Source organism: Quadrisphaera sp. GCM10027208, from assembly GCF_042658805.1.
In the GTDB taxonomy this organism is placed as follows: domain Bacteria; phylum Actinomycetota; class Actinomycetes; order Actinomycetales; family SCSIO-59966; genus SCSIO-59966.
Window position 1 is genome coordinate 135226 of record NZ_JBHSRC010000001.1, and the last position, 12412, is coordinate 147637.

The window sequence follows — 12412 nt, forward strand, 5'->3', positions numbered from 1 at the left end:
GTACTAGGGGGCCGCTGGAGTGGTCAAAACGCCCTCGCGGGGCGCGCTCAGTCCTGGACCAGGACCGCGACGGTTCGGGCCGGGACGGTGACGGTCCCCGCCTCGGCGTCCCACGCGGTGGCCCGCACGACGTCGTCCGCGCCGTCCGCCTGCACCGGGTGCAGGGAGAGGTCCTCACCGGCCAGGCCGGGCACCTGCTCGGCAACCGGGTCGTCGGTGGCGTTGAGGACGACGAGCAGCCCCTCGAGCTCGGGGTCGAGGTCCGTGCCGACCGTGTCGTCGATGTGCATGACGACCACGCCCGGGGTCTGCTCCGGGCCGCCCAGCGGGAAGGACACGCGGCGCTGGATCTCCGCGGCGTCCCCGAGCCGGAACAGCGGGGAGGAGAACCGCAGCTCGAGCAGCTCGCGGGCGGCGGTCGACGCCGCCTCGACGTCGTCGGCGTCCGGCTTGAGCGCCGGGTCCACCAGCAGCGGCTGCTGGTAGACCCACTTCGCCTCGTTGTCCCACGCCGGGGGCAGGCCGCGGCCGAAGCCGTTGTCGGCGCCGTCCCAGCCGATGTGGTTGAACCAGTCACCGGAGTCGTAGGAGTTGCGGTCCAGCGACTTGCTGCGCAGCAGGTCGGCCCCGGCGTGCCAGAACGCGGGGGTCTGGCTCAGTGCCACCGTCGACAGCGCCAGGGTGTTCATCCGCACCCGGTCGTCCATCGAGGTGTCCGGCGGCAGCTTGAGGGTCAGGGCGTCCCAGATCGTCTCGTTGTCGTGCGCGTCGACGTAGGTGACGACCTCCTCCGGGTCGCTCGCGTAGCCGGCAGGCGACCCGTTGTAGTCGACCTCGGAGCCCTTGACCGTCTCCCCGTTCGCGCCGACGAAGGTGTAGTCCCGCAGGTTGCCGGCCAGTCCGAGCTTGACCAGGTCGCCGTAGTGGAGCAGCCGGTCCCGCTGGGCGCCGGTGTCGCCGTTCGCCGGGCTGTCGTTGGGGTCGGTGAACAACCCGCTGGCCAGGCCCTGGGCGCGTGGGTCCTCGTCGAACGGCCCGCCCCCGCGGACGGCGTCCCGGAGCCGGTCGGAGAAGGTTCCGATCCCGGTGCCGTCGAGCTGACCCTGGGTGGCCTGGGTGAACCGGGCGTTGTCCGCGACCTCACCGAAGTTCCAGCCCTCGCCGTACAGGTACACCTGGGAGCCGTCCACCCCGTCCTTCGCGGGCGTGAGGTCGTCGAGCGCGGCCCGCACCGTCTCCATCGTCGAGCGTGAGTGGTGGCCCATGAGGTCGAACCGGAACCCGTCGACCTTGTAGTCACGCGCCCACAGCACCACCGAGTCGACCATGAGCTTCTCGGCCATCGCGTGCTCCGTCGCGACGTTCTGGCAGCACGTGGACGTCTCGACCGCACCGGTCGAGGGGTTCAGCCGGTGGTAGTACCCGGGAACGACCCGGTCGAGCACGGACTTCGGGTCCTGCCCCGAGGCGGCCGTGTGGTTGAACACCTGGTCGAGGACGACGCGCAGCCCGTCGGCGTGCAGCGCCCCGACCATGGTCCGGAACTCCGCGACCCGCGCGCCGCCGTCCGGCCGGGTCGCGTACGAGCCCTCCGGTACCGAGAAGTGCCACGGGTCGTAGCCCCAGTTGAAGGCGTCGCGGGCACGCACGGCGCCGATGCAGGCCTGCTGCTCCGGCGAGTCCGGGGGGAGCGACTCGAGGTCGCAGTCCGGGGTGAGCTGGTCGGCCGGGTCCTCCGGGATCGAGGCGATGTCGAACGTCGGCAGCAGGTGCACCGTGTTGAGGCCCGCCTCGGCGAGGTCTCGCAGGTGCGCCCGCCCCCGTCCCTCGTCGGCGAACGCGAGGTAGGTGCCCCGGTGCTCAGCGGGCACCGTCTCGTCCCCGATGGAGAAGTCGCGCACGTGCAGCTCGTAGATGGTCGAGTCCTCCGGCTGGTCCAGGGCCGGCTGCTCGGCGGTCCGCCACTGCGCCGGGGCGAGCGAGCGGTCGTCGAGGTCCACGACGACCGACCGCCGGGAGTCGGTGGTCAGGGCCACCGAGTACGGGTCGGTGACGAGGTTCTCCTCCACTGCACCGGTCGACGGCGCGTAGACCGTGACCGCCCACAGGTACTGCGACCCGGTCCAGTCCGGCCGGCCCACCACGTGCCAGACCCCGTCGGCGTCGCGGCGGGCGTCCAGCCGCCGCGGCTCACCGTCGGGTGCGGACGCCGGCCACACCAGCAGGTCGACGTCCTTGGCCGTCGGGGCCCACAGGGCCAGGTGCGGCGAGCGGCCGCGCCACTGGACGCCCAGGTCGGCGTCCGCCGCTGCCGCGTACAGGTCGTCGATGACACCCGGCACCTGGACGCCGGTGGCGTCGGTGAGCCGACCCAGGTCGTCGTACTGCGCGACGGCGACCTGCCCGGTGAGGATGGCGCGGGCCTGCGCGACGGTCCTGGCGTCCAGCCGCAGCGCCAGGTGGTCCGCCAGGTGCGGGAAGGACTCCCGGACGTCGTCGGGCAGGCCTGCCGGGTCGTAGGTCAGCGGTGCGCTGTCACCACCGGCCAGGTCCTCGGCGTCCACGGCCAGCCCACCGTCGGGGGCCCAGTGCAGGCGCCACCGCGCCTGGTCGGGGCCGAGCCCGGGTGGCAGGTCCCCTCGAGGCCAGGCGACGAGGTCGCGCGCCACCCAGTGCGCCTTCGCCGTGCTGAGGTCCGGGGCGGCACCGGCCTGCGACGTGCTGACCGTGAGCACGTGGGTGGCCAGGTCGTAGCTGAACGTCGTCACGACGCCGGCGGCGGGCACCGAGAAGCCGATGTTCGCGCCGTCCGGGGCGCCGCCGGCGCCGTAGTTCTCGTCCCAGGACAGGCCGTGCGCGACCTTGACCTCGTAGGAGCCGGGCGGGATCTGCGTGGTCGCGAACGTGTAGGTGCCGTCGCCGTCCGGGTCCTGCAGCCACGACCGCATGCACTCGGGTGCCCAGTCACCGGGGCAGCCGAGCTCGGACTGGAACGACCCCGGTGCGGTGACGACCGGGCCCTGCGCGTCGGAGGCCACCCAGTGGGTGCGGTGGTCGTAGTAGAAGGAGACCGGCCCGCCGTCGTGGGTGTACGGGATGTTCGCGCCGCCCGGGACGGCGCCGGCGCCGTAGTTCTCGTCCCACGTGCCGTCGACGGCGACCTTGTACTCGTAGTCGCCGGCGGGCAGGTCGAACGTGCCCTTCCAGACGTCGTCGGTAGGCGACAGCGTCAGCTGGGCGGCGTCGCAGCCGGGGTCCCAGTCGGTCTCGCAACCCATCTCGGTGTTGTGCGTCCCCGGCACGCTCACGGCGTCGGGCTGCTCGACCGGGCCCACGGGGTCGGTGCCGCCGCCGGTGCCGCCACCGGCCGGGGCGTCGCCCACGACGCCGAAGCTGGAGGCGACCGAGAGGTTGCCGCTGGCGTCACGCAGCACCGCCCGGTACTCGACGACCGTGCCGTCGGCCAGCCCGGAGAGGTCGTGGAACACCCGGTACGGCGCGTTGTCGTCGGTGCCGAGGCGCTGCCAGTCCTCGGTGCCGGCCAGACGCCACGCGAAGCCGACCTCGGCGAACGCGTTCTCGGTGACGCTCACCCGCACCTCGGCCCGGTCGCCGCCGCCGCTGCCGGGCACCGGGTGCACGACGGCGCCGGCGGACGGGGCGGCGAACGCGGGCGCCGGCGCGGTCGTCCGCTTCCTGACCGGCCGGACGGCCTCCCACACCACGGCCGACAGCGGCGGCACGGTGACCTCCACCCGGCCCTCGGCGTCGCTGCGCAGGTGCGAGCCCTCCCCCAGCACCGGACGGAACGTCGTCCTCGGCGTCCACGTCTCGAACGACGCGGTGGCGGGCTCGGTCGCGTTGTTCACCGCGACGACGTACTCCACGCCGCGGTCGCGGTCGAAACGGCTGACCGCGAGCACGCCCGCCGCGTTGCTCGCGTACCGGTGCACCTGCGTCCCGTCCGCCAGCGCGGGGTGCTCCTCGCGCAGGGCCGCCAGCTCGGCGATCCAGCGGTACAGCGGGTGGTCGGTGTCGAAGTTGTCCTCGGCCGTCGTGGCGTCGGTGCCGATGAGGTCGTCGTCGGCGTAGCTGGCGACCTGTGAGGCGAACATGTCCTGCCGGGCGTCCTTGTCGCCGCCGTCACCGGTGAAGCCCTGCTCGTCGCCGTAGTAGACGACCGGCTGCCCGCGGAAGAGGTACATCAGCGCGTGGGCGAACCGGGCCCGCGCCAGCAGCTCGGCGTCGTCCTCGACGTCCTGGGCGAGGAAGTGACCGACGCGGCCCATGTCGTGGTTCCCCAGGAAGGTGGGCAGCTGGTAGGCGTTGGAGTCGGTGTCGGTGTACCAGTCGTCGGCCGCGAACAGGTCGCGCATCGCCGTGCCCGGGCCGCCCTTGGCCAGCTCGACGGCGCGCGCCTGGAAGGCGAAGTCGATGGTGGCCTGCATCCTCCCGGTGGTCGTGTACTGCGACATGTAGGCAGGGTTGGCCTCGAACACCTCGCCGAAGGCGAAGAAGTCGTCGTTGCCGGTCTCCCGGGCCCGTTGCGTGATCGCCGGTGCGAACTCCTGCCAGAACTCCATGTTCACGTGCTTGACGGTGTCGACCCGGAAGCCGTCGATGCCGAAGTCGACCCAGGTCCGGTAGATCTCGCCCATGCCCTCGACGACGTCCGGGTGCTCGGTGAACAGGTCGTCCAGGCCGATGAAGTCACCGTAGGTGCTGGACTCGCCGGTGAACGTCGAGTCGCCGCGGTTGTGGTACAGCGTGCGATCGTTGAGCCAGGCCGGCGTCTTCGCGGTGGCGTCGGCGTCGGTCCGGAACACCGGCGTGTACGGGAAGGACACCTCAGGGTCCAGCTCGGGGAACTCCCCGGTGCCGGCGTAGTCGGCGTCGTCGAACTCGTGGCCGTCAGCGTCCCGGTACGGCGCCTGCTCCTTGCTGACGTAGGCGTACTCGCCCTCGGCGTAGTCGATGACGTCCGCGGTGTGGTTCGTGATGATGTCGAAGAAGACCTTCATCCCCCGCTCGTGCGCGGCGTCGACGAGGGCCTTCATCTCCTCGTTGGTGCCCAGGTGCGGGTCGATCCGGGTGAAGTCGGTGACCCAGTAGCCGTGGTACCCAGCGCTGACGTCGTCGCCGGAACCCTGGACCGGCCGGTTCTCGAACGACGGTGTGAGCCAGATCGCCGTGGTTCCCAGCGACTCGACGTAGTCAAGCCGGTCCATGATCCCGGCCAGGTCGCCACCGTGGTAGAAGCCCTTGTCGGTCGGGTCGAACCCGTGGTCCAGGCGGTCGCCGGACGTCGAGCCGCCGGTGTCGTTGGTCGGGTCGCCGTTGGCGAACCGGTCGGCCATGACGAAGTAGAACCGCTCGTCGGTCAGCGGCTCGCGCAGGGACGGCGGCACGAGGTCCGCGTCGCCGTCCCCGAACGGCTCCGCTGCCAGCAGCGGGGTCATCCGGACGTCGTGCGTGGCGTGGTCGTAGGAGAACCGCACCGGCACGGACCCACCGAGCACCAGGGGGATGTCGGCGCCGCCGGCCACCCCGCCGGCGCCGTAGTTCTCGTCCCACCCGTCGTTGAGCGCCACCTTGAAGGAGTGCTGCCCGCCGGGCACCTCGAACGTCGCGGCGAACTCGGTGGTGCCGTCGACCGGCTCGAGCCGGGTGGCCTCGCAGTCGGGCTCCCAGTCACCGCTGCAGCCCAGCTCGCTCTGCAGGCTGCCCACCAGCGTGACCTGCTCGGGCACCGGGGAGTGCTGCGCCACCGCCGGCAGCGGGACGAGCAGGGACCCGAGGAGCGCCGCCGAGCCGACGGTCAGGGCGGTGGCACGCAGAGGGCGGGAAGACGCCATCGGGACTCCAGGGCTGGGCGGTGACAGCGGTTGGTCCCGCTACGTGGCGATATCCGCGGGATCTGCCGAGCACCGTAGCCCCCGCCACGGACACGCCGGAAGAGCCCCGTCGCCGGCTCCGCCAGTCAGGTCAGCCGGTCACGTCGACTCAGAGTCGTCCACGACGTGCACCGCCGCCTCCTCCGCCGAGGCGGCACCGCCGTCGACGCCCACGTCCCGGGCGACGGCGTCCTTCTCGGCGTCGGTGTGGGCGCCCTCGTCGGACTCGACGATCCGGCCGGCGCGCCGGTCCCCGACCTGGTCGTCCAGCAGCTCGCCGTCCTGCGCGGCGTCGGCAGTCCCGTCGTCGACCACGTCGGGCTCGCCGGGGGCACGGACGCCGCGCGCGCCGCCGGGGTCCTGGGCCTCGACGGACTGCTCCGGCTCCTCCTGGGCCAGCCGCTGGTCGAGGGTCTCGCCCTGGCGCTCCTCCTCGAGCGTGGTGCCGAACCTGTCGATGCCGAGCGGCTTCTCCGGCGGGGAGTAGCCGGCGTCCAGGACGTCGTCGACGTCGTCGTCCGTGGCCCGCTCGAGCAGGTCGTCCGGGGCGTCGTCCGGGGGGACGCCGACGGTCTCGCTGACGTTGTCGTTCTGGCTCATGCCTCCGACGATGCCACCGCCCGGGCCGGCCCACGACTCGAGGGGCCCGCCGGCCCGCCCCGCCCGGTCAGCGGTCGGGGCCGGGTGGGCACTGCGGCTCGTCCCGGCGCCGGCGGGCCACTCGGGCCCGCTCGGCCAGGTCGGCGTCCCCGGGGTAGACGACCTCCTCGAGGACCAGCCCGTGCGCCGGGGCGACCTCGACGGCCGGGTCGCGGACGCCTGCGTCGAGCACCTGTCGCGGCCAGTCCACCGGTCGGCGCCGGCTGCCCACCGGCAGCACCGCGCCGACGAGGGCGCGGACCATCGAGTGGCAGAACGCGTCGGCGACGACGCGGGCGGTGACGAAGCCGTCGGCGTCGCGGGACCAGCGGTACTCCAGCAGCGTGCGCACCGTCGTCGCCCCGGACCGAGGGCGGCAGAACGCGGCGAAGTCGTGCAGGCCCTCCAGGGTGCGTGCGGCGGCGTCCATCGCGGCGACGTCGAGTGGACCGCGGGCCCGGGCGACGTCCCAGCGGCGCAGCGGCGGGACCCCGGCCGGGTCGTCCGCGAGCCGGTAGGCGTAGCGGCGGCGCAGTGCCGAGAACCTGGCGTCGAAGCCGGGTGCCGCCGCCGTCACCCGGGTGACGACGACGTCGTCGGGCAGGACGCCGGCCAGGCGCCGGCGCAGCACCTCACCGCGCGCGGACCCGGAGCGGTCGCGCACGGCGAGCCAGACGGTTCGGGGCAGGTCGACGTGGCAGACCTGCCCGGTGGCGTGGACGCCGGCGTCGGTGCGGCCGGCCACGACCGTGACCGGCGGGGCCTGCAGCCTGAGCACCCGGGCAAGGGCGTCCTCGAGGGTCTCCTGGACGGTGCGCAGGCCGGGTTGGCGCGCCCAGCCCCGGAACCCGGTGCCGTCGTAGCCCAGGTCCAGCCGGACGCGCACGAGCCCGCCGTCCCCGTCGGCGGGGGCGGCGGGCTCGGCGGCACGCTCAGGCGGGTGGGTCAGGCGTCCGCCTTCTTCTCGTCCTCGTCCTCGCCAGCGGCCGCTGCACCGGCGTCGGCCTCTGCCGGCGAGTCAGCCGACTCAGCAGAGTCAGCCGACTCAGCAGAGTCAGCCGGCTCAGCAGAGTCGTCCACCTCGGCCGGCTCGGTCGTCGTCTCCTCGGCGGCCGGGACGGCACTCGCCGCGGCGGCTCGGCGGGTCGCCGACTCGGCCTCGCGCACGGTCGCCTTCTTCGGCGACAGCGGTTCGAGCACGAGCTCGATCACGGCCATCGGGGCGTTGTCCCCCTTGCGGGGGCCGATCTTCGTGATCCGGGTGTACCCGCCGGGACGTTCGGCCATCGCCGGGCCGATCTCGGTGAACAGGGTGTGCACGACGCCCTTGTCGCGGACCACCGTCATCACCCGGCGCCGGGCGGCGAGGTCCCCGCGCTTGGCGAAGGTGATGAGGCGCTCAGCGAGCGGACGCAGCCGCTTCGCCTTGGCCTCGGTCGTCGTGATCCGCTGGTGCTCGAACAGCTGGGTGGCCAGACCGGCGAGCATGAGGCGCTCGTGGGCCGGGCCGCCGCCGAGCCGCGGGCCCTTGGCTGGGGTAGGCATAGTTCGGTGTTCTCCTCGGGTGGGGCCGCGCCGTCAGGACCGCCGGACGGCGTGAGCGTGGCTCGGGTGCCTCAGTACTGCTCGTCCTCGGCGAAGGACATGTCGTCGTCGCCGTAGGTGTCCACGACGGCGCTCGGGTCGAACCCGGGCGGGCTGTCCTTGAGCGACAGGCCCATGCCGACCAGCTTGGCCTTGACCTCGTCGATCGACTTCGCGCCGAAGTTGCGGATGTCGAGCAGGTCGGCCTCGCTGCGGGCGGTGAGCTCACCCACGGTGTGGATGCCCTCGCGCTTCAGGCAGTTGTAGGAGCGGACCGTGAGGTCGAGCTCCTCGATCGGCAGCGCCAGGTCCGCTGCCAGCGCGGCGTCCGTGGGCGACGGCCCCATGTCGATGCCCTCGGCCTCGACGTTGAGCTCGCGGGCCAGCCCGAACAGCTCGACCAGGGTCTTGCCGGCGCTGGCCATCGCGTCACGCGGCTGCATCGAGGCCTTGGTCTCGACGTCGACGACGAGACGGTCGAAGTCGGTGCGCTGCTCGACGCGGGTCGCCTCGACCTTGTACGTCACCTTGAGCACCGGGGAGTAGATGGAGTCCACCGGGATCCGGCCGATCTCGGCGTCCCCGGACTTGTTCTGCTGGGCCGAGACGTAGCCGCGGCCGCGCTCGACGGTGAGCTCCATCTCCAGCTTGCCCTTGGCGTTGAGCGTGGCGATGTGCAGGTCGGGGTTGTGCACCTCGACGCCCGCCGGCGGGGCGATGTCGGCGGCGGTCACCGTGCCGGGGCCCTGCTTGCGCAGGTACATGACGACCGGCTCGTCGTGCTCGCTGGAGACGACGAGGTTCTTGATGTTGAGGATGATCTCGGTGACGTCCTCCTTGACCCCCGGCACGGTGGAGAACTCGTGCAGGACGCCGTCGATGCGGAGGCTGGTCACGGCCGCGCCGGGGATCGACGACAGCAGGGTGCGACGGAGGGAGTTGCCGAGGGTGTAGCCGAAGCCCGGCTCCAGCGGCTCGATGACGAACCGCGAGCGGCGCTCGGTGACGACGTCCTCGGTGAGGGTGGGGCGCTGCGCGATGAGCACTGTGGTTCCTTCCTTCCAGGGCCCGCTATTTGACCCTGACACGGCCCGGACGGGCTCGGTACGCCGTCCGGGGTGGTGCTGCTCCCGGGGGGAGCCCGCCCGCGCGGCGTCCCCGGTGCCGTGGGCACCGGGGGCACCGGCGGGTTACGCCGGCTACCCGGCTTACTTCGAGTAGAGCTCGACGATGAGCTGCTCCTGCACCTGGGTGTCGATCACCTGGCGCTGGGGCAGGCCGTGCACGAGGATCCGCATCTTGGAGGGGACGACCTCGAGCCACGCCGGGACGGTCCGCTCACCGGCCTCGGCGCGGGCGACGACGAACGGCGTCATCTCCCAGGACTTCGCCCGGACCTCGACGATGTCGTTCTCGCTCACCCGGTAGCTCGGGATGTCGACCTTCTTGCCGTTGACGAGGAAGTGGCCGTGCCGGACGAGCTGGCGAGCCATGTCACGGGACTTGGCGTAACCGGCCCGGTAGACGACGTTGTCGAGCCGCGACTCCAGGATCCGCAGCAGGTTCTCGCCGGTCTTGCCCGGACGCCGGTGCGCCTCCTCGTAGTACCCGCGGAACTGCTTCTCCAGCACGCCGTAGATGCGGGCGGCCTTCTGCTTCTCCCGCATCTGCAGGAGGTACTCGCTCTCCTTGGTGCGGGCGCGGCCGTGCTCGCCCGGCGGGTAGGGCCGGATCTCGATCGGGCACTTCGGCGAGTCGCACTTGGCACCCTTGAGGTACAGCTTGGTCTTCTCGCGGCGGCAGCGCTTGCAGTCAGCGCCGGTGTATCGCGCCATGGTCTGGGTTTCTCCTTCGTGTCGTCAGGGTCGGCGCGGGTCAGACGCGACGGCGCTTGGGCGGGCGGCAGCCGTTGTGCGGGGTGGGAGTCACGTCCGAGATGGACCCGACCTCCAGCCCGGCGGCCGTCAGCGAGCGGATCGCGGTCTCCCGGCCGGAGCCAGGTCCCTTGACGAACACGTCGACCTTGCGCATCCCGTGCTCCTGGGCACGGCGCGCCGCGGCCTCGGCCGCCATCTGCGCCGCGAACGGGGTCGACTTGCGGGAGCCCTTGAAGCCGACCTGACCGGCGGAGGCCCACGAGATCACCGCACCGGACGGGTCGGTGATGGAGACGATGGTGTTGTTGAAGGTGCTCTTGATGTGCGCCTGGCCGTGGGAGACGTTCTTCTTCTCCTTGCGGCGGGGACGGCGCGCCCCGGCGGCTGCTCGGGTCTTGGGAGGCATGTGCTGCTTCTCTCCTGGCTGGTTCGGTGACGCTGTGTCGGGAGGTCGGGGGCGCGGCGGGGGCCGCTGGGTCTACTTCTTGGCCTTCTTCTTGCCCGCGACGGTGCGCTTGGGCCCCTTGCGGGTCCGGGCGTTCGTCTTGGTGCGCTGGCCGTGCACCGGCAGGCCGCGACGGTGGCGGAGCCCCTGGTAGGAGCCGATCTCGACCTTGCGCCGGATGTCGGAGGCCACCTCTCGGCGGAGGTCTCCCTCGACCTGGAAGTTGGCGTCGATGTAGTCACGCAGGGCCACGAGCTCGGCGTCGCCCATGTCGCGGACGCGCAGGTCGGGGCTCACGCCGGTGGCGGCAAGGGCCTGCTGGGCGCGGGTGCGTCCGATGCCGTAGATGTAGGTGAGCGCAACCTCGAGCCGCTTGTCGCGGGGGAGGTCGACGCCGACGAGACGTGCCATTCCTGTCTATCTCCTGGTGTCGCCGGAGGTCTGCTGCAGGACCGGCCTCCCGCCGCGAGGTGGGAGTCCCCGGCCTCCGGACCGGGGGTGTCGTCCCGGGACGTCGTCCCGGGGGTCGTGCCCTGCAGTGGGGTGGGTCGTCAGCCCTGGCGCTGCTTGTGACGAGGGTTCTCGCAGATCACCATGACCCGGCCGTGACGGCGGATCACCTTGCACTTGTCGCAGATCGTCTTGACGCTCGGCTGTACCTTCATCGTGTCCCTCGGCCTCCCGCCGGCCGGCTCTCGCCGTCGGCGGCGCGGTGCTCGCTGTGGTCGGTTACTTGTAGCGGTAGACAATGCGCCCGCGGGTGAGGTCGTACGGGCTGAGCTCGACGACCACCCGGTCCTCCGGGAGGATCCGGATGTAGTGCTGGCGCATCTTGCCCGAGATGTGGGCGAGGACCTTGTGCCCGTTGGACAGCTCCACACGGAACATCGCGTTCGGCAGGGCCTCCACCACGGTGCCCTCGATCTCGATGACTCCGTCCTTCTTCGCCATGTCCTGGGTCGGTCCTCACTCGTCTTCTCGGCCCGCCGGAGCGGGGACGTACCTGGCGTGGCGCACGCGTGACGGCGTCCTGGTCGTGCCGAACCAGCCGCGGGGCGCGACAGGACGATGGTGCTCGTGAGCCGACGCACAAGCCTACGCCACTCTGCCCGCAACCACGAAATCGTCGGGCCAGCCGGTCCGGTCAGTCGGCCCAGTCAGTCGGCAAGGGGAGCGGCGCGGACGCCGAGGGCGGCCAGCGCCTCCACCCCGCCGTCCGGGGCGGTGAGCACCCAGGGTCCGCGCTCACCGAGTGCGACGGTGTGCTCCCAGTGGGCGGCGCGGGCGCCGGACGTCGTCACGACGGTCCAGTCGTCGGCCAGGACGGTGGTGTCCGGGTCGCCGTCGACGAGCATCGGCTCGACCGCGACGCACAGTCCCGGGCGCAGGCGCGGGCCGCGTTCCCGGACCCGGTAGTTGAGGACCTCCGGCGGCTGGTGCATCGCGGTGCCGATCCCGTGGCCGACGTAGCCCTCCACGATGCCGTACCGACCCTCGACGGCGTCCTCGACGGCGGCGCCGACGTCGCCGAGCCGGCCGCCGACCTGCAGCGCGGCGACCCCGGCCCACATCGCCTGCTCGGTGACCGCGCTGAGCGTGGTGTCCGCGGCGCCGGCCGGTGCCACGACGGTGCTGAACGCCGCGTCGCCGTGCCACCCGTCGACGATCGCACCGCAGTCGATCGAGACCACGTCTCCGGGCTGCACCGTGCGCCCGCCGGGGATGCCGTGGACGACCTCCTCGTTCACCGACGCGCAGATCGACGCCGGGAACCCGTGGTAGCCGAGGAAGGAGGGGGTGGCCCCGGCGGAGCGGATGACGTCCTCGGCGACCGCGTCGAGCTCGGCGGTCGTCACGCCGGGACGGATCTCGGCACGCACCGCCTCCAGCGCCCGGGCGACGACGAGGCCGGCCCGGCGCATGAGCAGCACCTGCTCGGGGGTCTTGTACTCGATCCGCTCGCGACCGAACAT

The 12412-nt window shown here is 72.3% G+C and carries 11 protein-coding genes; all 11 read right to left on the reverse strand.

Annotated features, from left to right (window positions below):
* Positions 1–47 precede the first annotated feature (47 nt).
* On the reverse strand, positions 48–5855 hold the full coding sequence (gene pulA / locus ACFP6A_RS00660) for a pullulanase-type alpha-1,6-glucosidase (protein WP_379600791.1): 5808 nt from the start codon (positions 5853–5855) through the stop codon (positions 48–50).
* A 138-nt stretch (positions 5856–5993) separates the two neighbouring features.
* Positions 5994–6494, reverse strand: coding sequence for a DUF5709 domain-containing protein (locus tag ACFP6A_RS00665; RefSeq protein ID WP_379600793.1), 501 nt, complete (start codon positions 6492–6494; stop codon positions 5994–5996).
* Between the two features lie 67 nt (positions 6495–6561).
* Positions 6562–7419, reverse strand: a complete 858-nt coding sequence (gene truA / locus ACFP6A_RS00670; protein WP_379600795.1) for a tRNA pseudouridine(38-40) synthase TruA — start codon at positions 7417–7419, stop codon at positions 6562–6564.
* Between the two features lie 59 nt (positions 7420–7478).
* Positions 7479–8078 carry a 50S ribosomal protein L17 gene (gene rplQ, locus ACFP6A_RS00675; RefSeq protein WP_379600797.1) on the reverse strand — a complete coding sequence of 200 codons (600 nt, stop codon included), beginning with the start codon at positions 8076–8078 and terminating at the stop codon, positions 7479–7481.
* A 71-nt stretch (positions 8079–8149) separates the two neighbouring features.
* The gene (locus tag ACFP6A_RS00680) at positions 8150–9163 is read right to left on the reverse strand and encodes a DNA-directed RNA polymerase subunit alpha (RefSeq protein WP_379600799.1); all 1014 of its coding nucleotides are present in this window, start codon (positions 9161–9163) and stop codon (positions 8150–8152) included.
* 162 nt (positions 9164–9325) lie between these two features.
* The gene (rpsD, locus tag ACFP6A_RS00685) at positions 9326–9952 is read right to left on the reverse strand and encodes a 30S ribosomal protein S4 (protein ID WP_379600801.1); all 627 of its coding nucleotides are present in this window, start codon (positions 9950–9952) and stop codon (positions 9326–9328) included.
* Positions 9953–9992: 40 nt separating this feature from the next.
* Positions 9993–10400: a 30S ribosomal protein S11 gene (gene rpsK, locus ACFP6A_RS00690; RefSeq protein WP_379600803.1), complete on the reverse strand. Its 408-nt coding sequence runs from the start codon at positions 10398–10400 to the stop codon at positions 9993–9995.
* Positions 10401–10472: 72 nt separating this feature from the next.
* Positions 10473–10850: a 30S ribosomal protein S13 gene (gene rpsM, locus ACFP6A_RS00695; RefSeq protein WP_379600804.1), complete on the reverse strand. Its 378-nt coding sequence runs from the start codon at positions 10848–10850 to the stop codon at positions 10473–10475.
* Between the two features lie 140 nt (positions 10851–10990).
* Positions 10991–11104: a 50S ribosomal protein L36 gene (rpmJ, locus tag ACFP6A_RS00700; RefSeq protein WP_073187875.1), complete on the reverse strand. Its 114-nt coding sequence runs from the start codon at positions 11102–11104 to the stop codon at positions 10991–10993.
* A gap of 64 nt (positions 11105–11168) precedes the next feature.
* Complete coding sequence (infA, locus tag ACFP6A_RS00705; protein ID WP_122824901.1) at positions 11169–11390, reverse strand: translation initiation factor IF-1; 222 nt, start codon at positions 11388–11390, stop codon at positions 11169–11171.
* A 206-nt stretch (positions 11391–11596) separates the two neighbouring features.
* Positions 11597–12412 carry a type I methionyl aminopeptidase gene (gene map / locus ACFP6A_RS00710; RefSeq protein WP_379600807.1) on the reverse strand — a complete coding sequence of 272 codons (816 nt, stop codon included), beginning with the start codon at positions 12410–12412 and terminating at the stop codon, positions 11597–11599.